The following is a 22,619-nucleotide window of genomic DNA, read 5'->3' on the forward strand; positions in this document are numbered from 1 at the left end:
CGGAAATACTACTTTTCGGACGAAATGTGAAAGTCGATTTGGTTGTCGCCAGCAGTGACACTGACTCGTTGTTGCGTATCGGTGTTGTAGTTTTTGGGAACGCGTTCCTTCACCGCGGCGTTGGTCACATTCCCAAAGTCGTCATAGTTCGCATCTTGGGCGGTGGTGATCGAAACCGTGTGATCCCCTACGGTCGCCCCCTTTCGCGTACCGGAAAAAGTCAGCGCGTATTTGCCGTCGCTATTGGTAACGGCCATTGAGGGGCGACCCGGCGTTATCGGCGAGTACAACACCATCGCGTTCTCCAGCGGTTCGCCGTCGAGCGTAATCTCGCCGGCGACATAACCAATCGCCGGCCCGTTATCGGCACAGCCGCCAAGCGCGCAAACGGCGCCTAACAGGACCATTTGAAGTTTCCAACGCAACATGTTCGCTTTCCTTGACTAAATGCACAGGACGACCAGACGACAACGCTGTCATATCGACAAATTGCGTCTTTCGCCGCACGATCGCCGGAATGTTAGATTCGGGAAGAATCACGATGGACGTTAGTACTCGCCGATTACCAGGCCGTCGTTAATGGAAAGTAACAGTTCGTAGGTTGATTCGACCGAGCCGCCAGGCGTATGCGAAATCGTCTCCGAAAGCAATTTGACGGATCCGTCGACAAACACAAACTGCGCGCCGCCGGGATGCAGACTGGAAAAGCCTTCGCGTCCGTCGACATCGTTGCAAGTGCTGCCGCAGGTCAAGGTCCAGTTGATCGGCGGTTTACCGGCGCCGACCACCGAGATAAAGCCGTGGTTATAATCGCCGACTAACTGCACGTCCGAATTGCCGCTCATGCCGTAGATGAGACCGGCCCCTAGTTCGACGCCGTTGATTTTCCAAGCGCGTTCGCCCATTGCAATAGAATTGCTCGTGCCGTCGATGACATCGCGCATTTGACGTCGCTTTTCTGAATCATCCCCTTGAACGCGGCTGCCGGCGACAAAAAGACCGCGCGGCTTGCCGCGCCAAACTTCCTGCGGCGAATTGCAGCCGATGTAGTTGGAGAGCGCGATCTCCTCTCCCACGCACAAATATTTGGAGTTCAAATCAGGACCAACGTCCGAGGGACAGCGGAACGCTTTGATCGGAGTCTGCAGAATCGCAAACCGGCTCGCGTCAGCAATCGCGTCATGCATATAGTCATTGGGCGCCGACAAAATGTCGTACGTGTTGGACTGCTCAATGAACGGCATGATCTGCGTTCCCCAGGTCCAATGAGCATGGGTTCCTTCTGTTCCGACGGACGCGTTGGCGCATTTATGCGACACGCCGGGAAACGCCAGGAAAGTGTCGTGATAGTTGTGCAGCGCGAGTCCAAATTGCTTCAGATTATTGGTGCACGTGATTCGCCGAGCCGCTTCTCGCGCCTGTTGCACAGCCGGCAACAGCAGCGCGATCAGTACGCCGATGATCGCGATGACGACCAGCAATTCGACCAGCGTGAAACCATGTCTTGTGGCGCGCATATGCGTCGACCTCCCGGGTAGAGTAGCGGAATTATGAATCGATGAAATGAATCCTGATTATTTTTTGAGCGGCGTCACGACGATGCCGTACATGTTGGTTCCGTTGTGAGCGCCAAACTCAGGCTTCGGCAGATCGTATTCGCGGATATCGACCCCTCCCAGCGTGATCACGCCGGGCGCTTCTACTTTCCGCGCCCAGACGCGAAAGTTGCTGTCGACGCTACGATTGGGACCGACGGCCAGACTGTATTCTTGGTGAACGAATCCCCCATCCATCAGATAGGGCCCTTCATCCATTCCAACTTTGTAACCGGTATCGACGAAGTCGCGTGAGAGCCAATCGGGGACGTACATGCACTCGGTGTACAGCACATAGACCATCGCCGGTTTGCGCACTTTCAAATCAATTCGCAGCGCCGCTTCGTGAAAGCGATCGTCGTTCATCGTCATGACATATTCGGCGTTTCGCAAAAATGGAGGGATGCCGTTTGGGCCAAGGCTATTCCATTCATGGTGGCGATCGACATAGGCGACGGCGTCTTCGCCAAAGCCGCTGGGCGCCACATGATAGAACGCGTAGACCGATTCGTCGTTCACGTTGTCGGTGACCGATTCGATGACGTTATCGGCGAGCGTCGTATGGTTGATGTCGCGGTCATTCGGAAATAATCCGGCCAAGACCGTCGGCAATCGTGAGATTGCTCCCTCGGCGTCAATTCGGACGGCGTCTCCCGTCCGCAGCACATGCGTCTTGCTGCGTCGCGACAGATTCAACTGGCCTTGAAAGACGGCGATGTTGTCGGCTTCGCCCACCAACGAGACGAGTCCAAACCGGCCTCCGTGATCGTTGATACGGCAATGAGGCGTTTCGATCGTGATCGACTCCGATTTCTCTTGGGCGTTCGCGATCAAGCGTCCTGAGATCAAACGGACGTAGTCGCGCGAAACAATTTCCATTTCGGCGGGACCATCGACAACCAGGTCAACGCCGGAAAGCAACGAAAAGCCGACCGTGCCGTCGCTGAAGGTAATGCGTTGGCCCGGCATAATTTGCGTTTCATATTCCGGATTGCCGGTGATCTTCAAGTCGCTGGCGGTCGAGAAGATTCGTCGCGCTACATGCGAAGGCTCGGCCTGATCCGATGGAAACGCCCAGAGCAAGGTGAGCGATACTCCAATCAAGAGACTGCAAGCAAGCGCCGCGGTCGCCGCGATCCGCCAATCCGAGAAACGACGTTGTGCGGGACCTGCGACTCGATCGGCGTCCCAGTCAACCAACGCGCCCAAAGTCGCGTTCAGTCCACTGTGCGCCACGTAATACTGCAAGACGTCGTCATCGGTCTCCAGCAGATGATTCAGCGTGCGCCAATCTTCTGCGGTCCCTAACTCGCCCAGGCAACGACCGACCAATTGAGCGATTTCGTGGGAAATTGGAGAGCGCGAATTGTCCGAGCGAGCGTCGCTCATACGAGAATACCTATCGAAGCGGATTGTTTTTGCACGCAGGACAACAGGCGTTCGCGGATGCGATGAATCTTGACGTACAGCGTGTTCGGTTGAATTTGCAGCTCTTTGGCGACCGCCAACACGTCGAGTCGGCCGTCGTAAAAGCGGCTGACCAGATCTCGCTGCGGCAGCGGCAACTTCTGCAGACAGCTGCGCAGCAAGGTCAGCTGATCGTCAACCATATGCTGCTGAGCGTCGATCGAAGCGACGACCCGCTGCAGCGCTTCGTCTGACAATTGCGTTGGCGCTCGCGATTGTTTGCGGTAGTGCGTTAGCACCTGGATTCGCGCGAAGGCTCGCATCCAGGTCAGAAAGTTGAGGTCGGGATTGTATTGCGACCGCTTCTCCCACAGCGCCAGCGAAACCTCTTGCATCACGTCTTCGGCTTGGGCCCGATTGGGGACGAGTGAGACGACGTAATGCAAAATCCGCCCGTGATAGGTGGTTAAGAGACGAATGAAATCTTCGTCGGTCAACGTTGGGTCAGTATGCGACATCAATGCCAGGTCCGGCTTGCGGGTGACGTGGGGGCGTCGGTCTCGCTTTACTATCTACAGAAAGAGGCCGCACCTTACAAAGAATTTTCTAACTCGGCCGAAATTCTGGTTTACGGCGCAAGAAAAACGCGGCCACCAGGAACATGGCGACCGCGCTGGTTGGTTCGGAAGGTTTGACGAGCTAAGGGGTTAGCGTGATATCACGCGGTATTTCGGTCCCGAATCATGAGAGGCCCCAGCCGTTGCGATATTCTTTGGTAAGCAGCGCGTTCGCTGAGGGCGAGTTGGTCGCTCGCAGCTGAGCGGCGTCCCACTCCAGCTTTTCACCGGCGCGATGAGCGACGTTACCCAGCAGGTTGTGCTCGATCAGCGCGCCGGAATAGGCGAAGTTGCAAAGCGTCTCGCCGCCGGTTTTCGCCGCTTGGATCCACTCTTGATAGTGACCGAGACTCGGCGCGATCGTTGGCGCCGGCGGTTGGAAATCTTGGAACTTATCGGCAGGCGCGAGCACCACTTTGCCATAGTCGGCGACCAACACTCCTTGCGGGCCGATAAATGCGACGCCGATCGACCAATCGTTGATCTTGGTCGCATCCCCGACCAATGGCTGCAGGTAATCGCTGCGACGCTGCATCCCTTCGGGACCGTGATACCAGACGACTTTGGTGGGCGCGGCCCAGTTCGGGTTTCCTGCGCGAGCCGGATGTTCCCAGGCGACCTGCTGCCACGGCGGACAGGCGATCTCATCGGCGGCGGGGCCTTCCGACACGACGCTCGTGGGACGATGCAGGCCAAGCGCCCAATAGGGCAAGTCAATCAAATGGCTGCCCATGTCGCCCAGCACGCCGTTGCCAAACTCCCAGCGGCGATTCCAGTTGAGATTGCCCCCCTTCCAATATTGCGTATTGTATGGACGCATCGCGGCGGGGCCCAACCAGACGTCCCAGTCAAACCCGGCCGGCGTCGTTTCTTGCGCCAGTACGGCGGTTTCGACGGGATTGATCGTGCGACTGCACCAGACGTGCGCTTCGGTCACTGGGCCGATCGCGCCTGACTGAATTAGCTCGACGGCGCGACGATAGTTGTTGGTCGCGTGAATCTGCGTCCCCATCTGCGTGGCGATCTTGTCCTTGTTGGCCAGATAGACCTCCTGCATCAGCCGAGCTTCTTGCACGGTATGAGCGAGCGGCTTTTCGCAGTAAACATGCTTGCCGGCACGCATCGCCGCCAGGGCCGCCGGCGTGTGATGATGATCTGCCGTGCTGATCACCACGGCGTCGATCGCGCTCTCTTGCAGCAGGTCGCGCCAGTCGGTGAAGATCTTGGTCCCCGGGATAAAGTCACGTGCTTTTTCAATTGCGTCGGGATTGGTGTCGCAAAACGCATAGATGTTTTCGCCGGCGACTCCACTTAGATTGGCCCCGCCGCGTCCGCCGGCGCCGATGATGCCGATGTTCAACTTTTCTTTACTGGGCGTCTCAGCCGCCGAGACATACAGACTGGGCCCCAGCGCGGCAGCGGCGGCGGTAATGGTCGCCGTCGATTGAAGAAAGACGCGCCGCGAAGTAGTGTTTTTCGCCATGAGAGTTCCCTAGAGATAGGTAGTAGCCACGTCGCTGTCGGCCGACATTCATTCGCGACGCTTTGCTGCGTGAGGTGGAAGGGGCAAGGAGGCAGGAAGTTGGGAAATCGCCGCCAAGCGCGAGAGGTCAATTTCCAGCGGCCATCCTAAACCACGAGGAAGAATTAGACTTTGCAATAGCTTGCAGCATCTAATGAGATGTTCGCATGCCGACCGGCGAGATGCTAGACTGGGGGCTTCTCTACAATATCCCGCCGGAGTTTCTTTCTATGCTTGCGTCTCTGTCGAATGGCCTGCTCTGGGTGGCCGCAATTGCGCTGTTTTTTCCGATCCCAAACGTCGCCCAAGGCGCCGAGCCAGCAGCCGACGTGCGAACGGTTCGTCTGCTGACGATCGGCAATAGTTTCGCCGACAACGCTTGCACCTATCTGCCAGAGATCTTTCAGGCCGATCCGACCGCCGAGCTTTTCTTGAAGAAAGCGAATCTTGGCGGCTGCACCCTTCAGCGCCACTGGAACAACGCGGCGGCGGCGGTGACCGGCCAAGGGGGAAAAGAATATCGACTGGTCCGCGACGGCAAAAGAGAGTCGGCGTCGTTGCAACAAATGCTGGCCGCCGAGCCGTGGGACGTGATCACCCTGCAGCAAGCGAGCAGCGATAGTTGGCGGCCTGACACCTACCATCCCTCTGTCGACAACCTGGTCGCGATGATCGGCAAAGCGGCGCCGCAAGCGAAGATCGCGTTTCATCAAACTTGGGCCTACCGCACGGACGCTCCCTTGTTGGCGCAGTGGAAGATCTCGCAAGCGGAAATGTACCAGCAGCTTACCGACGCCTACGGGCAAGTCGCCGAAAAATTTCAAACGCCGGTCATCCCGTCTGGCGCCGCCATCCAGGCCTACCGTCAGCGCCCCGATCGGCAGTACGCAGTGGACAACGACTTCAACTTCCAATCGCCTCCGGCTCAGGGATTGCCGCGACAGGAGAATTCACTGGTGGTCGGCTGGTATCGAGACCAAGGTAAAGGGAAGCTCAAGCTGGATCCCAAGCACATGAATGAGCGCGGAAAATATCTCCTCGGCGCCGTCTGGTACGAAGCATTGATCGGTCATGACATTCGGAAGAACGACTTTGCACCGCAAGGGATACCGGCCGACGAATTGAAAGTGCTGCAGGCAATCGCGCATGACACGGTTGCTAGTTTCCAGCAGCCAGCCGTCCCGCTGACTGCTTTGCAGAAATAGGTGGACGGCTCACGCCGGTTGACCGTTGGTCTGCTGCAAATTCAAATCGCCCCCCCTTCTAGCGGTTGCAGGCTCCGATGTGACTTGACGACGCCGAGTCCGTCAATGCTAATCCCTTGGCAGGTCTCCTTGACGCTGGTCCGCCTGACCTTGGGATTCCGGTACTTCTGGACGGATACCTATTACGCCTTGCGAGCTAAGCCACGACTGTGGATTGCATCTCGACAGGCAAGGACTTGCGTATTTTGCGTAAATTGTCGTTCCGTTTTGGCCAACGGTAATTACCATAGCTATCGAGGCATTGATTGCCGCGACGGTGAACGTCGAAATGTCGGATACGGTCTTGACGATGTATCCGAAGAGACGATTAGCCGAAGTTTGTTTACACGATTTGATCAGAGCGCATGGGCAAATGTGTTCCGGCATTGGATCGGGTGAAGTTTCTGAAGAGTCTTTTGCGCGGGGACTCCGATCTACTTCGTTTTTTCGCTGCTGCGATTGCGAAAACGAATCGATCGGATTCCGAATTTATCCGTAGCACAAGGTAGAGCTCTTGAACGTCGTCGCGATCAGTACCCTTACGCCGCAGCACCGCTATGTGTTGGCGAAGTTGCACGAAGCAAGTCCATTGCGGCATCTGATTCAGCCTGTCTGGACCTCGCAGCCAACGACCTGGCGGCAATATGCGAAGGTTTTGCGATCGCCGCTGGGGGTCATCGGCCGACGATTACAGTCGCGCTACGATTCCTGGCGCGGCGTTCGACATTTTCAAACGGTGGCCAAACTGCTCGGCCCGACTGCCGACTCCAAGTTTTCAGACCTGGAGCCATCGATCGTTTCGATCCGCGAATTCAATTGCGCAGCCAACGTTGCGCTGTTGCGAGAACTGCAACCCGACGTGATCATTACGTCAGGATGTCCCATCTTGAAGCCGGAGATCTTTGGGCTAGCGCGTCTGGCGACGATTAACATCCACTGGGGCATCGCGCCCGCGTATCGCGGCGAGAACACGCTCTTCTGGCCGCTTTACCACGGCGACTCGAACAATGTCGGCGTGACGATTCACCGCATCGACGCCGGTATCGACACCGGTCCGGTTCTGGCGCATGGATTTATCGAAGTCACCTCAGACGATAACGAGGATACGCTGACGGTCAAAGCGGCGCAAGTCGCGGCGCGCTTGCTGCCGGGAGTTCTGGCTCGCATCGAAGAGACGCAAACGGTCGAGGGTTTCGTCGCCCCAGAAAAGGGAACGCTCTATCTGGGACGAAAACGGACCTGGCGACACGATCTGGCCTATTGGTGGCGCCGCCGATCGCAACAGCGCAACCAGCAAATCGCAACGGCTCGCGACGCGATCTATATCGGAAAGCCGGCTTCGGACTTTTAAAGTCCGCACGCGGCGTCGTTAGATGTTCTTCAATCGCTCGGTCGAATCGCCGAACTTATCGAGCGTCACCCCAAATTTGTCCATTAGCGACAGATACAGACTGCACATCTTGCGGTTGGGCTGGTCGCGATAGTTAAGGACGCGCCCCGTCTCCAACTTGCCGCCGGCTCCGCCCAATAGCAGGACTGGCAATTGCGTCGCATCATGCGTCCGGCCGGTCAGCATGCTGGAGCAAAAGAGAATCATCGAATTGTCGAGCGCCGTGCGCTCTCCCTCTTGAATTGCGTCCAACTTGCGTGCGACGTAGGCCAACTGCTCCACGAAAAATTGATTTACTTTCAACCAGTCGTCGGAGTCCTGGTGCGAGAGTAGATGATGAATCATGTAGTCAATGCCGAGATTTGCGAAGCGGAGCGACGAATGGTCGTTGTTTAGCTTGAGCGTACAGATCCGCGTCGCGTCGGTTTGAAAACCCAGCACCAGCAGGTCGCACATCAGGCGCATATGCTCGCCGATATCTTGCGGCGCGCCGTTAGCCGGACGAGCGATGTTCGGCTGCTGCAGCGTCGGCTTCCAACCTTGCAGTTCGCCGCGCTCCGCCGCCAATTCGATTCGTCGTTCCACTTCGCGAACCGAGTCGAGATACTCGTCCAGTTTGCGACGATCGGCGGTGCTGATATTGCGGCGCAAATCGGATGCGTCGCTGAGGACCGCGTCAAGCACGCTTTCGTCCGAACGATGCGAGCCTTCTTTAAACAGACGATCAAACGCCAGCGCCGGGTAAAGTTCGAGCGGAGTCGGCGTGGTCGGCGAGCTCCAAGAGATATGCGAGCTATAGAGCATCGAATAGTTCTTGTGGACCGAAGGATTCGACTTTTCACACGCCAACACCAAGCTGGGGACTTTGGTCCCTCGGCCGTATCGCTGAGCCAACACCTGATCGATGCTGGCGCCCGAGCGGATCTCGCCGCCTGAGGCGAGCGGAGCACCGGACAGCAAGTTGCCGGTCTGCGAGCTATGGATGTTTCCTTTCAGCGCTTCTTCGTTGTAGAGCCCTTCCAGAAAAAGCATCCGCTCGCGGTAGTCGGTCAACGGAGTGAGAACTCCGCCCAACTCCATCGCTGCGCCGGCGCCTTTGGCCCACCACTCTTGGCCATGAAATCCGTTTCCGGCGAACAGCACGGCGAACCGCAGCGGCGCCTCCGCTCCGGTATTCTGTTGGTTACGTTGTTCGCCCCAGACCGCGGTCGACTCCATCCACGGCAGCGCCATACTCACTCCAAGACCTCGCAACATCGTGCGGCGGGAAAGTCGACGTTTCATGGTTCGATTCCTAAGTGGGGTAGGGGCAAATCAATCGATGCCGACGAACTCTTGGCCGCGTATCTCGCGAAACTGGCGGCTCAACACGACCGCTTCGATCGCGGCGCCGATGCGATAGTCGTTTTCGGCCAGCTCCGCTTCCATCTTCGTTAGCAGCGGCTGGTCCGACAAGCGAATCGATCGACCTAGCGCATAGCCGAGCAACTTGCGGCAAAACTGTCGCACAAATGCGCTGCGCCGAGCGCCGGACAGATAGTCGCGCAAATCACGATAACCGGCGAGCGGAGTCCCATCGAGCAAGACAGAGTCGGTGACGATCGGCGAACCTTGCACATCTTGTCGGCGGAAACGGCCGATCGCGTCGAAGTTTTCCAGCGCGAAACCATACGGGTCAATTCGCGCATGGCATTTGGCGCACGCAGCGACCGATGTGTGTTGTTCCGTCAGTTGCCGTTCGGTCAAACCGGCCGGCGCCGCTTCCGGCAAAATCGGCACATCTTTCGGCGGTCGCGGCAGTCGTTCGCCCAGCAGCGTTTCTGAGACCCACGCGCCGCGCAAAATGGGGCTCGTCCGCGATGCGCCAGCTTGCATCGAAAGGACCGACGCTTGGCCAAGGATTCCGCCGCGCGCATATTGCCGAACCCCATCCACGCGCCGCCAGTGCGAGCCGACCACGTTGGGGATCCCGTAATGTTTGGCCAACGTTTCATGGAGAAACGTGTGGTCGGCGTCGATGATCTCTAAAACTGAACCGTCGCGCTGAATCAGGTCGGCGAAGAACTGCACCGATTCTTCGTACATGGAACCGCGCAGGTCGGCGAAATTTGGAAAGTGCTGTTCGCTCTTTTCGTCAAATTGATCGAAGTCACGGATGTGCATCCATTGGCAAGCGAATTCGATCGCCAGACGCCGGCTTCGCGGATCGACCCGCATTCGTTCGACTTCTGCTCGTAAGGTCGCTTCGTCTTGTAGTTGGTCCGCCGCGGCGAGATGTTCCAACTTTGCATCCGGCGGCGATGACCAGAGAAAGTAGCTCAACCGGATCGCTAACTCTCGGCTGGAGACAGGCGACGAGCCGCGTCCTGGGCGAGCAGTTTCCAATCGATAGAGAAACGCTGGGGAAGCGAATAGTCGGCCCAATGACAAGCGAAACGCTTGATCGTGGTTAAATTCCTGCTCGCGCAGTTTGTCGTAAAGGGTGCGAATGCCGGTCTCTTCTTTGGTTGTCAACGGACGGCGATAGAGTTTCGCGGCGAACTCCACCAACGCGTCCAGCTGCACCGGTTCGGCCTCCGCCAGTTGCCGCTGGTAAGCATCCGCATTGTCTTGGATCGGCTGGCGAACCGGATCAAAGTCGCTCGGACGACCATCTTGCGTCGCGTATTCCAACAGCTGTTCAAGAGCGCCGACGATCGTCAGCGCGTCTCCACTGACAAATCGGAGCTCCGACCAGAGACGATTCAAGCGAGCGGTTTCGGTCTCGGTTAGCAGCAAGCGTCGCAGCGGCTCATCTTCGCGATGATACAGCACCAGCGTCACTACTTCGTCAACCGGCACAATTTGCGGATAGCAGAACGCAATCGGAAAGAGCTCGCGGAATTGGCTCATCGAACTCGCAAACCGCTCGGCGGCTGCGCTGCCGGGGGCGGCGATGATCGACGCGCCCGTGATCAGGCGATCGGCCGCCGCTCGTGTGCGACCGACCTCGGCCTGGACGCTTCCCTCATTCTGCGCTGCGTCGGCAAGCGTCGCGGTGACGACAAACTCGTAGCCTGACAGCATGTTGGCCGGCAGTGCGACTTCCAGGATCTCCGGCGCGCGCGAAATCAAGTCGTTGGCGGAATCGGTGACGAAACGATCCGGCGCGACGCCGTGATTCATCGGTGTCGTAATCTTCACTTGGCCGAGATCTTCATTGGTCAACGAGGCGAGCAACGGACCGTCGATCGAAGTCAACTCGCGAAATAGGTTCGGGTTGGGATCCTCCCGACCGGCGATCGAGCCCAACTGCACGCGCAGTTCCATCTCGGCGGCGATTTCGCGGGCTCGCATCTCATCCCCGGCGCGGCTCCACTGCGCGACGAGCGAGTCTTGAACTCTCCGGTCGTTTTCCAAGAGGTTGAACGTCTGCGCAAAGAAATGCCAAACGTCGGCGTTACCCTGCTTGTCGGCATGCGGATTGCCGTCCGCAATCGAATCGGCGCAATCTCGCGATAGGGACCAGGTTCGGCCCTTGTCCGTCGTCGACTGAATCTCTAATTCGATCCCCGTCAAGTCACAGGTATGTTCCTGAGTGCGGGGGCCGATCAGCAGCGCCAGCATGTCTCCTGTTTTCATCGCTAGTTCGGGAAGCGCGGGAAACTCGGCGGTCAGACCGGAACCGACATCGGCCGCTCCCAGAATCCGCTGTTCTCCTGGGCGACGATGTTCAAGTCGCCATTGAAATCCATTGCCGCACGCATTGTGCGCATCAAACGCTTGCGGTTGGACGCGATAGGTCCCATCCGCCGGGCATCGCCAAGCGACGGCGACCCACCGCTCGGGACGAGGATGGACGGCGATCGAGTGGGGGCGAACGTCGCCGGGGATGCGGATCGTTTCGTCGGTCGAGTTGGCGACCAGCGAAAGATCGTTCAGCCCTGCCCTGCCCCAGCCGCGGATCGCCGCGCTGTTATCCAGCGGTTGATCGAGATACTCGGCGAGCGTCACCGGCTCGATCGCGGAAATCCCCAAATAGCGGACCCATGCCGATAACAGCACCGGATCAATCTGATGCGAATGAGCTGTGGCAGCGAAATCGGGCGCTTGGTCGGTCGATTTGATCTCCCATGCGGCGCTCAGATAACGCGTGAGATGCTGCAGCACCGCTTGGCGATTTTGTTCATAGGCGCTGGCCACGCCGCGCAGCTCGCGAAGCGGAATGATCCGTCCCCCGGTTCGGACAAATCGCGGATTGCGCCAGAGGGCGACATCGTTTTGATTCGCATCGCCGGAGGAGCCAGTCGTCAGCAATAGGAGGTCTGGTTCTCCAGCTTCCAGATTGACGGGGATCCGGAAGTCTTGCGACGCGACGACGGCGTCTTGGCTTTGTTGCCAGGGGCGAATACCGCCGAAATGGCCCACCCGATTGAATTTCCAAAGTCGCTCTTGCCAGGCGCGAATATCGCTGGCGATCTGCAGCGCCTCTTTTTCGTTCGCTCCGGCGATGCGCCGTCGCAAGTCATCCAGCAGCGGCGACTGAGACGCGCTGCCCAGCAGCAACTCGGCCATCCTTGCAAAATACGAAGGATTGATTTTCTCGGCGACGGCGATCTCCACTGCCGCAGTTGGCTCCCTTTGCAGACGCTCACGATGGCGAACCAGCGCCGGCAGATACAGATCAAGATCAACGCGTCCATCCAGTTTGGTGCCGACCTGAGGGTCAGCGATGGTCCAGAGGTCGAGGACGCTCGGGTCGCTGCCGTCCAACGTATGTCGCGTGTAGATCTCACGGATCTGGGCGATAATCTCGTTGGTCGCGTCGCGGCGGGTCGTTCCTTCGATAAAGCGAAACCCATCCGGCAGCAGCACCGCATGTTGGGCGATCGCCTGACCGGCGTCCAAGTATTTGCGAAACAGCGCTGGTGACATCACCAGCGAAGCGCCGGTGTTGGTGAACCCTTCGCCGGCGGCGCCGTCCACCGGAAACTCGCGCGTCGGGTCGAAATCGATTCCGGTCAGATCGTGCAGCGTGTAGGCGTACTCCGCATTGTTCAAGCGACGAAGCAGCACCGGGCCAGGATCGCCGGCGTCGGCTTTCGCTTCGGCGTCGAGATAGCTGGTGGTCCAGGCCAACAAATGCCGGCGCTCGGCGGCCGTCGGCTGCGCGTTCTCCTCGGGCGGCATCTCACCACCGGCGATCATCTCGGCGACGCGCTGCCAAATCTCCGGGTCATGTCGGATCGCGGCGAAATCGGCGAACCGTTCGAGATCGAGTTCTCCTTCCTTCGCGTCGGTCGAATGGCAATCGAGACAATAGGTCTTGAGGAGCGGTTGAACCTGCTCGTAATACTGTTGACCAAGGGGCGCAAACGGTTCGGCCAGCAGCACCGCCGGAGCCATCGTCGTCAAAGCGCAAACCGCGAGCATTCGCCAGCAGGGTCGGTGTTGAAAGCGTGCCGCAAGACCAGGAGGCCGCATGTGCGGGTCCAATGTGCTGAAGGAAGCGGGGGCGGGGAACAAGCAGCGGAACGAAAAACGGGAGGAGTTTTAGGTGAACTCTGAATCTACTTGATACGGCGGATATTGTCACATTTTTCCCTCGACAAAATGTAGCATGCTATTTTCGGCAATAAGAAGCTTAGCGATCCCTGTTTTCTTCTCTGGCGAACAGGTCGTTCTAGCAGGTTCTGCCGGAAAATCCGGCCGATATTTGCCGCCGCCGGACGGCTAAATCTCGAACGACGAAAAATGCGTCGCCGGCTGCGCGGCGAATCTCTGGCGGAAAAAAGCGAACCGCCCAGCGAGTTCGCCGTCTAACTTTCAGACAATGCGACGCAAGCACCTTCGTGAACCAAGCAAAGCCAGTTTGTTAAAAGTCGCATGCGACTTTTCTCTTCGCGGCGGGGCTTACGAAGAAGATTCGTCTCGAGGCGAAGACTCTGCATTCGTAATGCGGCGACGTCGGTTCGACTCCGACCCGGTGCTTTTCCATTTTCCCTCCAACCATGCGCCCATGATGTAGCGGCAGCCTACTGCCTTGCCATGGCGGAAGTGTGGGTTCGACTCCCACTGGGCGCTCTGTCCGTTTGATGACAATTTTTGCGGTGGGTCCTGTGTTGGTACGGGAAGGCGACTGTTAATCGCTTTGTCGCAGCTTGGGAAGTAATAATCGGAACAAAAAAGCCAATGCTCACAAAATCAGAACACAAGCCTGCGGCGCAAGCCAAAGGAATGCGTTCGCCATTCCGAATCTAGAAAAGCGGTGCGCCTCTCCCAGAGCCATCGGTGTTCGACTCCCATTTCTTCCGTCTCGGATCCGCTGCTCGGTTTTTCAACCGCCGCGCATTGGTCGGTGGGCCCAAGCCAGGTCGAGTACGAGAGTACTTGCTTATTCCTTCACCTCGAGCACGCCTATCTCGTTGCTTGACGACTCAATTTGAGGTGAAATTGACTCAGGCAGGCGTTTCGGCCCGCGCAAGTCGGCGAAGCGGGAAAACTCTGACGTAAACGTGTCGATGTCAAAAGTTTTTGAAAATCTCTGCCCAGTTGGTCGGCATTCGCTCGCATTAGATAGTAGCGGGAGAGTGTTTCGAAAGGGCGCCGACAAGTGACAGGTCAAATTCGATCCGATAGGCCTCCGCAAGGGATAGCGCATTGGTGGAATTGATATCGGGGACAAATTCCCAAATTGACGAGATTCTAGCGACCGCGCACCAACGCCCGGCCGTCGCCTATGATTTGATCCTGGCTCGTTCGTTAAACCATTTGCAGCGCTTGACGAAGTCGATGATGCAAGCTTATCCGCGATTGGCGCGTTGGGAGCAAACTGACGACGTGTTTCAAGAGGCGTCGATTCGTCTCTACCGCAGTTTAAAGGAAGTGAAGCCGACATCCGCGCGACACTACTTTAATCTGGCGAATCTGCAAATTCGCAGAACGTTGATTGATCTGGCCCGCAAGCACTTGGGGCCTATGTCGGCGGCGGCGAATCATGAGTCGAACTTCGCCCTGGACGACGCGCCTGATCGAAATGAGTTGGACGCTCCGGTGACACTGGCGCAGTGGGCCGAGTTTCACGAAGCGGTCGACCAGTTGCCAGAAGATCTGCGAGAAACGTTTTCGCTGTTGTGGTACTCCGACGCGTCGCATGCTGACGCGGCCAGACTGCTGGGCGTTTCGACAAAAACAATTCAACGACGCTACTTGCACGCACGTTTGTTATTGGCCGATTTGGCTCCTGATTTACTGAAACCTTCGGAGTCGTAATCGCAATGAAAGTCGACGACCAGATCTTGGACTTGCTGGAGAAATGGGAAGAGACCGTCGCGAAGGGGACTCCGGTGGACCCCACTTCGCTGGCCGGGAACGATCCGAAATTAGCTGCAAAGCTGCGCGGCTATGTCGGCTCACTCCAACGTTTCGACAGTTTAAAACGCGCTAACCAGGTCGAATGCGAGCTGCATCTTCCCACGCCGCAAGAGTTGGGAAGTTCCCTCTTGCTGCCTGAAGGGTTGGAATTGGCGACGCTGCAGGCGCACCTGACCAAGGCCGACGTCATCGACGCCGAAGAACTAAAACAGACGCTCAGCGCCCAACCGACGAAAAACGTCTATCAGTTTTGCAATCTGCTGCTCACATCCAAACTACTGACGCGGTTTCAACTACGCGCGATCGCTCGAGGTCAGACTCGCGGACTGAAACTGGGACGTTACATCGTTCAAGACCGCATCGGCGCCGGCGGCATGGGGCAAGTCTTCAAAGCTTGGCACAGCAAGATGGGCCGCGAAGTGGCGTTAAAGGTGATCCACGGTCAGGTCAAAAACAAAAGCAAAGCCCTGGCTCGCTTTTATCAAGAGGTTCAGGCCTCGGCCCAACTTCGCCACGTCAATATCGTGACCGCTTTTGACGCCGACGAAGCCGAAGGTGTTCATTTCCTGGTCATGGAATATGTTCCGGGGAGCGACCTCCATAAGATTGTCCGCAAGACGGGGCCGCTCTCCGTAACCCAAGCGGTCGATTATTTCATCCAAGCGGCCCGCGGTTTGGAATACGCCCATCGCGTCGGCCTGTTGCATCGCGATATCAAGCCGGCCAATCTGCTCATCGACGAGGAGGGCGTTTTGAAAATCCTCGATATGGGCATCGCCCGCTTGACGTCCGAAGACGATCCCGCGGGACTGACGCAAGAGGGCTCGGTGATGGGGACGGTCGATTTCATGTCGCCAGAACAGGCCGTCAGCTCCAAGACGGTGAAGCCGCAGGCCGATCTCTACAGCTTAGGTTGCTCGTTCTACTACTTCCTAACCGGTCGACCCCCGTTTGAAGGCGAAGAACTGATGGTCAAGTTGCTGGCGCATCGCGAACAGACTCCACCGTCATTGTCGCAGTTTCGCAGCGACGTACCGCTAGAGCTTGACGCGATCTACCAAAAATGTCTAGAGAAGCTGCCGGCAGACCGCTATCAATCAGCGACAGAATTGATCGCGGAATTGGAGAGGATTCGTCCGCGGCTGCACGATAAAGGGAAGGTTGCAATCCGTCAGATCGTTCCAGAAGCGGAGGCGGAAGCGGACACGTCGCCAACGTCCTTCTTGGAAACGCAGCAGCATGTCGGCGGTGCGCCGCTTGTCGCTCCTCAGCTACAGGTTTCGCCGGCTCCCCCAGGTCGTCGCAAACGCACCGTCCAAGCAGGCGGCGGTTCGCCCGGTTTTTATGGCGGCGCGGTCGCTGTCGCGTTGTTGCTAACGATCATCGGATACTTTGGTTTTGGCGCGTTGTTCAAGGTATCCACTCCCCATGGCAATTTGATCGTATCGATAAAGGGAGACGCCTTTGTCGCGCACCTGCGCGATCAAGAGATCCATGTCGTCAATACGAAGACCAACGAAACGGTGGACATCAAACTAGACCGGACCGAACTGACCGCGCCGCTCCCAGCGGGGCCCTACAAATTTGCGATAGAAACAAGCAGCGGTTTGAAGACTGATGTCTCGCAGTTCACCATTACCAGCGGCGAAAACTCGCAGGTCGAGATCTCCTGGGAAAAGCCCGCCGCTGCTTCTCTACCTGCAGCGGCCTCTAGCAACGTGCCGCCGACGACAGACGTCGCACAAGACTGGGTCTCGGTCTTTAACGGTCGTGATATGCGAGGCTGGTCCATCCAAGGACCTACGCTGTGGAGAGTAGCCAGTGGATCACTCATTGGAGTGGGAACGTCGCCTCAGGAGGCCGGCTGGATTATGCTCGAAAAAAAATATGACGCCTATGAACTAGAATTTGAATACAAACTAGAAGAAGGTGGAAATAGCGGCGTCTTTCTGAATAGTCGCCCCGGAGAGCCATTAGTGGGAAGTAAGTTTCTTGAGATTCAGATTATTGATGACGCCGCGCCCAAATTTAGAAACATTCCTGATATTCAGCGGACAGGCAGTTTGCACAATCTTGCGGCGGCAAAGCAACGCGTCGAGACGCGAATGCCAGGTTGGCACAAAATGCGAATTCGCTATCAGCCCCCTATGGTCCAAGTCGCGATCGACAATAACGATGTCCTGAGTCACTCGTTAAATCTCCCTCATCAAACGGGGAGCCTCGCATTTCAGCGACTTGCGAACCTCGTCGAATTCCGCAACATCCGAGTGCGTGATCTTACCGTGCCGCCGACGAATCCGTCAGGCGGACAACTCGCTCCCTGATGCGATGAACCGATGCGCAGGCAGCGCGGCCAATTTTCTCCGGCGTCGCCGCGGCGGCCAAAGCTTGCTTACCGATTAAGGACTGTCGGGCCCTTCAATTGATAGCACAGTCTTGTCGCGTCTTACTTCAACTCCTTCACCCGAATCCGCCGGTACTCCATCTGCCCGCGATCTCCTTCTAGGCCGATGCCGCCGGTTGCTGGGACCTTCAGCGCCGCTTCCAGCAGTTCGCCGTTGCAGGTGCAGTGGGCCGTGTTGTCTTTGACCGTGACGACCAGCTCATTCCAAGCTTGCGGTTTGTAGTTCTTCAGCGCGGTATACGGACCGGCCAAACCATAGTCGCGGCATTGCAGTTGCGGTTGGCGGATGAAGACGCCGCTGTCCGCGTTGGGGGTGGCGCGAAACTCAAGCTTCAAGATGAAGTCGTGAGGGAATTCTTGCGTGGTCCAAAGCTGCTGAATGCGGCGTCCTTCGGCCGGAGTCGTGACGACCAGACGTCCGTTGACGGCGACGTAGCGACCATCATCGCTCGCGGTCTGGCCGTCGAACGCGATGGCCTGCGGAACCTCGGGACGAGAAATGCCGCCGGGTTTTCCTTTGCGCGGCGGCGTCGCATGAAATTGCCAGCCGGTCAGATCTTTGCCGTTGAATAGGCTGACGAAGCCTGGCTCGTTTTCAAAATCGTCCTGTTCGGTCTCAAGATAGCCCAGCGTGGCGAAGATCGGTCGCAATGCGGCGGCCCACATCGCATAACCGGTTTGGTTCGGGTGCAGCAGATCGGGGAACTCCTCCGCTTTAGCGTCGCCATCTTTGTTGGCGAATAGCTTCCAGGTATCGAGAACCGTGACTTGCGGATCGCCATGCACGGTTTGTTCGTAAAGCTGGTTCACCTGTTGGATTTTATCGGCCGGGCGACTCTTCTTCGCCGAGCTCGGGAAGACCTTGCAGACGATGATCGGCATTTCGGCATTGTGCTGTTTTAGCGCCGCAATGATCTGTTTGAAATTGGCGGCGATCGTCTCCGGCTCGGCGTTTTCCTCCAGATCGTTGGTCCCCATCAACATCACAACGGCGCGCGGGTGGAGCGACAGCACATCTTCCTGCAGGCGAACCAACATCCCCCGGGTCGTATCGCCGCTGATCCCACGATTGGCGACCTTCAAATCGCCAAAACTACCGCCGAGATTGTCGCCCCAGCCTTGGGTGATCGAGTCGCCCAGAAAGACGACGGCGCCTTGGTCGGCGGCGACTTGCTGGGACCAACCGCTCCGCTTCGCTTGCCACAGGTTACGGAACCAGTCATAGCGACGAATCGGGCCCGTGCCTGGCAATCCTTCGTCCGTCGCCGGAATCGCGAACTTCGCGTCGGCGTCCGCAGTTTTTTGCGCCGCCGTAGGCAGAGTGATCAACAAGACAAGCGAAGCGGCGATCAACGCGCGGCACGAGTTTCTGAAGGTCATCGAGGAGTTCCGTCACAATCCGAGGCAAGCAATGGGTAAGGGATTAGAAGCCCCATTGTAGTCGGCGGAAAAGGGGGATGCACCACTACCGGGAGTAATCGACGGGGGCTGAACTTTTTTCGCAGTGGGTCGTCTACTTCTGTACCCAACTGACTGCCGGGATTGCATCACCTCACCTGTGTTGCGCCGCAAGGCGCACGTATCTTGGCGATTCTTCGTTGGGCTTGATCGAAACACAGAATCGTCCGACCGCCTGTGGGGAGACCATGACGGTCTTCAAGTAGCGACGTCGCCCAAGTTGGTCTGCATCGACATCCAGCCGGACCGCGCCGACATTTTGACCCTCGGCGGCTTCCGTGACGCCGTGTTCCCGATGGTCGCCACTTTTTTGAGCGACGATGCCGCGCAGTTTGCGGCCTCGGTAAATTCGGCCGCGTTGTCAATCGACAGTCCCAAACTTGCCTAGGGGAGGCCGGGGCTCATTTTGGGAAAGGTCTCGGTTGACAAAGCGCACGGATCGATGGTTGATTGCCCAGTGGCGAAGATTCGAGTTGCTCGCCGGCATGTTGGGCTCCGGCGCTCTTTGGTAATTCGCGATTCTCGCCGCTGTGACGCTGGCGGTCTGGTCCGATTTACAGATCCGTTAGAGCGAACGGCTCGATATCAGCGATTGGTTATGTGTGCCGGAATGGGAGACCAAATTCTCTCAACTTGCGCACTCGGGCTCGCGTCGCCGCAGACCTGCGCGCCTGAAAAAAAAACGCGCTGCGGTCCAGTCCACATTGTGAAGCGAATCACAAGGATCGTTAGCCGCAAGTTCGAGGAAACCACCTTCACCATAAAACGCTTGTCATGACGAATAGAGGCTACTTAATTGCCGCTCACACAGCGGGCGAAAAAAAACGTCGCGGTCCAGTCCACTCAATCGCAAAAAAAAATGATGCGGTCCGGTCCGGTGGTCCGCCCCGATTAATGCTCGGGTCGTTTGTGTGCACGGAAAAAAAGTTGCTACGGTCCGGTCCGCTGATTCCAGCTCCGATATTGCGAGTTGGCTAAGGGGAGTCTGGGCAGTGGGACAATCGTCGTTTGCCGAACCACCCAGGCGCGTTTCGGGTCTCAGCCTGTTACAAATGGAATCGCCATCGTCGCGGCGAGTTATTCAGAACCCTTTCTCATCGACGTAGAGAACCTGACGACAATGTTATGAACGGACGACAGCTGCAAAAATTAGGCGTGCCGGAAGAGTGCGTCCGGGAAGCGATCACGGCGATTCAGTTCGCTATCTCTTCGCGGACGACCGACAGCAAGCAGGTCAAAGCAAAAATCAAGGAAGTCTTGGACGCTCCGGAAGCGTTTTTAGATGACGACTACTTCGCCAAGTTCGCGCAGGCGATTATTGACGATCGCAACTTTGTGCGGGCCGAACCGGTCGCGTACGAAACTTGGGGGAAGTCGGGGATCGACCAAGAATCGCACTTCCAAATGCGGCAGGCCTGCAGCGTGCCGGTTGCGGTCGCTGGCGCGCTGATGCCGGATGCGCATGTCGGCTATGGTCTGCCGATCGGCGGCGTATTGGCGTGTGACAACGCGGTCATTCCGTACGCGGTGGGCGTCGACATCGCGTGCCGGATGAAGCTGTCGGTCTTGGATATCGCCGCGGACGCGATCGATTCTCAGTTCAACCGGTTTAAAGAGGCGCTGGAAGGGGGAACGCGGTTTGGCGTCGGAAAGGAGTATCAAAAGCCGCAAGCGCACGCGGTGATGGACGCCGACTGGTCGATCACGCGGATCACTCGCGAAAAGAAGGACCGCGCGTGGAAGCAGCTGGGAACTTCGGGATCGGGCAATCACTTTGTCGAGTTCGGGCTGCTGACGCTGACCGAGCGGGATGAAGAATTGAATCTGGACGCGGGTCAGTACGTGGCGCTGCTCAGCCATAGCGGAAGTCGCGGCGCAGGCGCCGCGGTTTGTTCGACGTACAGCGCGATTGCGCAGGCGGCGCTGCCGAAGAAGTACGAAGATCTCGGCCGGCTGGCCTGGTTGGATCTCGAGAGCGAAGCGGGCCAGGAATACTGGGCCGCGATGAACTTGATGGGAGATTACGCCGCGGCCAACCACGACGTGATCCATCGTCAGGTATCGAAGCTCTTGGGTTCGCAAATCATCGCCGGAGTCGAGAATCACCACAACTTTGCCTGGAAAGAAACGCACGGCGGCAAGGAAGTGATCGTGCATCGCAAAGGAGCGACTCCGGCCGCCGCCGGCGAGCTGGGCGTGATTCCGGGTTCGATGGCCGATCCGGCGTTTGTCGTCCGCGGCAAAGGTAATGCGGCGTCGCTTGGTTCGGCCTCGCACGGCGCCGGTCGGCAAATGTCGCGCACCAAGGCGCGGGATAAGTTCAGCTGGAAAGCGGTGAAGAACGACCTCGAGAAGAAAGGCGTGCGCGTGTTGTCGGCAGGCGCGGACGAAGTGCCTGGCGCGTACAAAGATATCCGCCAGGTGATGAACGAGCAGGCCGACCTGGTCGACATCGTCGCACGCTTCGATCCACGGATCGTCAAGATGTGCGACGACGGCAGCAAGGCCGAAGATTGAATAACCGCAGACGAGAGCGTCGGTCTCTAGGACGCGCTCTCGTTTATTTTTGTTTTGGCGAGTGATCGGGCAGAATTGGCGCGTCCCAGCCTGACAGCTCGGCCGGTTTCACCCCTTGGCGGTGGCCGCCAAAGCGAAACGTGACCGGTTGGTACGGCCCGACAAAATCGATGTCGAGATCCGACGTGATCTTGTCTTCCAGGCCGATCGTCCAGAAGCACCCGTTGATCATCATCCGACGGAAGTCGTCATCCAGGATATCCTCGGAAGCGCCGTTGGTCGTGGTGAAGACGCGTCCGGTGGCGCCATCCTTCCCTGCATAACTGCGAACCCAAACGCCGGGACAAGGTTTTTTGCCGGGGGCTGGATCGGAGTCAGGCGACATCGTGCTAAGGGGTTGGGCCATCGCCAACACTTGGCTATCGGACATCGGCTCGGTCCAGTAGCCGCCGGATTGCGCCCAAGGTTTTTCGACGCCGCGGAGGACCGGATGGTCCTTTTCGGCCGGGACGATATCGAGCCGCGTACACATTTTATGGTTCGTGCCGTAGTGCCCTGCCCAGGTTTCGCCCAAGACCTGACGACCGAATCCCTTTTTGTATTCTTCGCCACCATAGCTGGTGTCGAAGCGAGCGAAAGGAGAATTGCCGGGAATCTTGAACGAATGGGTCGCAGTTCGCATACCGACGACCGGACCGCCGCGCTCCAAGTAATCGACGATCGGCTGCATCTGCTCGGGCGGAAAGTTTTGGAAGCGGAGGAAGATGACCATCAGATCGGCCGTTTCCAACGCTGCGGTCCCCGGCATGTAACTCGAGCCCGGCGAGATGTCGCCGGTCTTGGGATCGACCGAAAACAGGACGGTGCACTTGAAGCCGTGGCGCTTGGCCAAGATGCGGGCCAGCGCCGGCAACGCTTCTTCCGAGCGGTACTCATGGTCGCCGGCGAGAAACACGATGTGCTTCCCTTTGCCGACGCCGGAATCACCTTCGTAGACCAGCGGCTCGGCCGCAGCGAGTGCAGGAGCGGCCAACAGTCCGAAGAGCAAGCTCATAGCGATGCGACGCATGGGAGTATAACCGAGGTATCGAGGTGAAGTGATGGAGGTCGAC

The 22,619-nt window shown here is 57.9% G+C and carries 15 protein-coding genes and 1 tRNA gene; 7 read left to right on the plus strand and 9 right to left on the minus strand.

The genetic code is table 11. The annotated features are described in order from the left end of the window. Window positions 1-8: 8 nt before the first annotated feature. The 5 genes from DSM3645_RS15390 to DSM3645_RS15410 all read right to left on the minus strand — a co-directional run bounded on the left by DSM3645_RS15390 (window position 9) and on the right by DSM3645_RS15410 (window position 5,102). Window positions 9-428: a hypothetical protein gene (locus tag DSM3645_RS15390; protein ID WP_002653148.1), complete on the minus strand. Its 420-nt coding sequence runs from the start codon at window positions 426-428 to the stop codon at window positions 9-11. A 120-nt stretch (window positions 429-548) separates the two neighbouring features. After that, on the minus strand, window positions 549-1,517 hold the full coding sequence (locus tag DSM3645_RS15395) for a DUF1559 domain-containing protein (RefSeq protein WP_002653149.1): 969 nt from the start codon (window positions 1,515-1,517) through the stop codon (window positions 549-551). A 57-nt stretch (window positions 1,518-1,574) separates the two neighbouring features. Next, window positions 1,575-2,984 carry a hypothetical protein gene (locus DSM3645_RS15400; RefSeq protein WP_002653150.1) on the minus strand — a complete coding sequence of 470 codons (1,410 nt, stop codon included), beginning with the start codon at window positions 2,982-2,984 and terminating at the stop codon, window positions 1,575-1,577. Further along, window positions 2,981-3,520 carry a sigma-70 family RNA polymerase sigma factor gene (locus DSM3645_RS15405; protein WP_002653151.1) on the minus strand — a complete coding sequence of 180 codons (540 nt, stop codon included), beginning with the start codon at window positions 3,518-3,520 and terminating at the stop codon, window positions 2,981-2,983. Before DSM3645_RS15405 ends, DSM3645_RS15400 begins: the two co-directional genes overlap by 4 nt. Before the next feature lie 223 nt (window positions 3,521-3,743). Further along, entirely contained in the window at window positions 3,744-5,102 is a 1,359-nt protein-coding gene (locus DSM3645_RS15410) for a Gfo/Idh/MocA family oxidoreductase (protein WP_002653152.1), read from the minus strand. Between the two features lie 269 nt (window positions 5,103-5,371). Between DSM3645_RS15410 and DSM3645_RS15415 the strand changes: the two genes are divergently transcribed. Beyond that, complete coding sequence (locus DSM3645_RS15415) at window positions 5,372-6,346, plus strand: DUF4886 domain-containing protein (RefSeq protein ID WP_161603353.1); 975 nt, start codon at window positions 5,372-5,374, stop codon at window positions 6,344-6,346. Window positions 6,347-6,899: 553 nt separating this feature from the next. Next, a complete protein-coding gene (locus DSM3645_RS28400) occupies window positions 6,900-7,736 on the plus strand; it encodes a formyl transferase (RefSeq protein WP_002653155.1) in 837 nt (278 codons plus the stop codon). Window positions 7,737-7,754: 18 nt separating this feature from the next. On the opposite strand, the gene DSM3645_RS15430 is transcribed toward DSM3645_RS28400, so the two are convergent. After that, a complete protein-coding gene (locus DSM3645_RS15430; protein ID WP_040351880.1) occupies window positions 7,755-9,059 on the minus strand; it encodes a DUF1552 domain-containing protein in 1,305 nt (434 codons plus the stop codon). A 30-nt stretch (window positions 9,060-9,089) separates the two neighbouring features. Next, window positions 9,090-13,187, minus strand: coding sequence for a DUF1592 domain-containing protein (locus DSM3645_RS15435; RefSeq protein ID WP_002653157.1), 4,098 nt, complete (start codon window positions 13,185-13,187; stop codon window positions 9,090-9,092). 580 nt (window positions 13,188-13,767) lie between these two features. Here DSM3645_RS15435 and DSM3645_RS15440 point away from each other — a divergent pair. The 3 genes from DSM3645_RS15440 to DSM3645_RS28405 all read left to right on the plus strand — a co-directional run bounded on the left by DSM3645_RS15440 (window position 13,768) and on the right by DSM3645_RS28405 (window position 17,452). Then, window positions 13,768-13,838 (plus strand) — tRNA-Gly (locus DSM3645_RS15440). Window positions 13,839-14,417: 579 nt separating this feature from the next. After that, window positions 14,418-15,026, plus strand: coding sequence for a sigma-70 family RNA polymerase sigma factor (locus DSM3645_RS15445; RefSeq protein ID WP_002653160.1), 609 nt, complete (start codon window positions 14,418-14,420; stop codon window positions 15,024-15,026). Window positions 15,027-15,031: 5 nt separating this feature from the next. After that, a complete protein-coding gene (locus DSM3645_RS28405) occupies window positions 15,032-17,452 on the plus strand; it encodes a protein kinase domain-containing protein (RefSeq protein WP_002653161.1) in 2,421 nt (806 codons plus the stop codon). A gap of 122 nt (window positions 17,453-17,574) precedes the next feature. Here DSM3645_RS28405 and DSM3645_RS15455 read toward each other — a convergent pair whose 3' ends face one another. Then, window positions 17,575-18,912, minus strand: a complete 1,338-nt coding sequence (locus DSM3645_RS15455; protein WP_002653162.1) for a GDSL-type esterase/lipase family protein — start codon at window positions 18,910-18,912, stop codon at window positions 17,575-17,577. Window positions 18,913-19,210: 298 nt separating this feature from the next. On the opposite strand from DSM3645_RS15455, the gene DSM3645_RS30930 reads away from it, so the two are divergent. Both DSM3645_RS30930 and DSM3645_RS15465 read left to right on the plus strand, forming a co-directional pair. Next, window positions 19,211-19,378 carry a hypothetical protein gene (locus DSM3645_RS30930; RefSeq protein ID WP_202594948.1) on the plus strand — a complete coding sequence of 56 codons (168 nt, stop codon included), beginning with the start codon at window positions 19,211-19,213 and terminating at the stop codon, window positions 19,376-19,378. Between the two features lie 737 nt (window positions 19,379-20,115). Next, the gene (locus tag DSM3645_RS15465; protein WP_002653164.1) at window positions 20,116-21,507 is read left to right on the plus strand and encodes an RtcB family protein; all 1,392 of its coding nucleotides are present in this window, start codon (window positions 20,116-20,118) and stop codon (window positions 21,505-21,507) included. A gap of 43 nt (window positions 21,508-21,550) precedes the next feature. Here DSM3645_RS15465 and DSM3645_RS15470 read toward each other — a convergent pair whose 3' ends face one another. Beyond that, window positions 21,551-22,576: a ThuA domain-containing protein gene (locus DSM3645_RS15470; protein ID WP_002653165.1), complete on the minus strand. Its 1,026-nt coding sequence runs from the start codon at window positions 22,574-22,576 to the stop codon at window positions 21,551-21,553. Window positions 22,577-22,619: the final 43 nt, after the last annotated feature.

The sequence above is a fragment of the Blastopirellula marina DSM 3645 genome (assembly GCF_000153105.1).
Classification (GTDB): Bacteria; Planctomycetota; Planctomycetia; order Pirellulales; family Pirellulaceae; genus Blastopirellula; species Blastopirellula marina.

Bases quoted from the DNA above. Each gene is read 5' to 3' on its own strand.
- DSM3645_RS15390 (WP_002653148.1), bottom strand. From the start codon at position 428: ATGTTGCGTTGGAAACTTCAAATGGTCCTGTTAGGCGCCGTTTGCGCG.
- DSM3645_RS15395 (WP_002653149.1), bottom strand. From the start codon at position 1,517: ATGCGCGCCACAAGACATGGTTTCACGCTGGTCGAATTGCTGGTCGTC.
- DSM3645_RS15400 (WP_002653150.1), bottom strand. From the start codon at position 2,984: ATGAGCGACGCTCGCTCGGACAATTCGCGCTCTCCAATTTCCCACGAA.
- DSM3645_RS15405 (WP_002653151.1), bottom strand. From the start codon at position 3,520: ATGTCGCATACTGACCCAACGTTGACCGACGAAGATTTCATTCGTCTC.
- DSM3645_RS15410 (WP_002653152.1), bottom strand. From the start codon at position 5,102: ATGGCGAAAAACACTACTTCGCGGCGCGTCTTTCTTCAATCGACGGCG.
- DSM3645_RS15415 (WP_161603353.1), top strand. From the start codon at position 5,372: ATGCTTGCGTCTCTGTCGAATGGCCTGCTCTGGGTGGCCGCAATTGCG.
- DSM3645_RS15430 (WP_040351880.1), bottom strand. From the start codon at position 9,059: ATGAAACGTCGACTTTCCCGCCGCACGATGTTGCGAGGTCTTGGAGTG.
- DSM3645_RS15435 (WP_002653157.1), bottom strand. From the start codon at position 13,187: ATGCTCGCGGTTTGCGCTTTGACGACGATGGCTCCGGCGGTGCTGCTG.
- DSM3645_RS28405 (WP_002653161.1), top strand. From the start codon at position 15,032: ATGAAAGTCGACGACCAGATCTTGGACTTGCTGGAGAAATGGGAAGAG.
- DSM3645_RS15455 (WP_002653162.1), bottom strand. From the start codon at position 18,912: ATGACCTTCAGAAACTCGTGCCGCGCGTTGATCGCCGCTTCGCTTGTC.
- DSM3645_RS15465 (WP_002653164.1), top strand. From the start codon at position 20,116: ATGAACGGACGACAGCTGCAAAAATTAGGCGTGCCGGAAGAGTGCGTC.
- DSM3645_RS15470 (WP_002653165.1), bottom strand. From the start codon at position 22,576: ATGCGTCGCATCGCTATGAGCTTGCTCTTCGGACTGTTGGCCGCTCCT.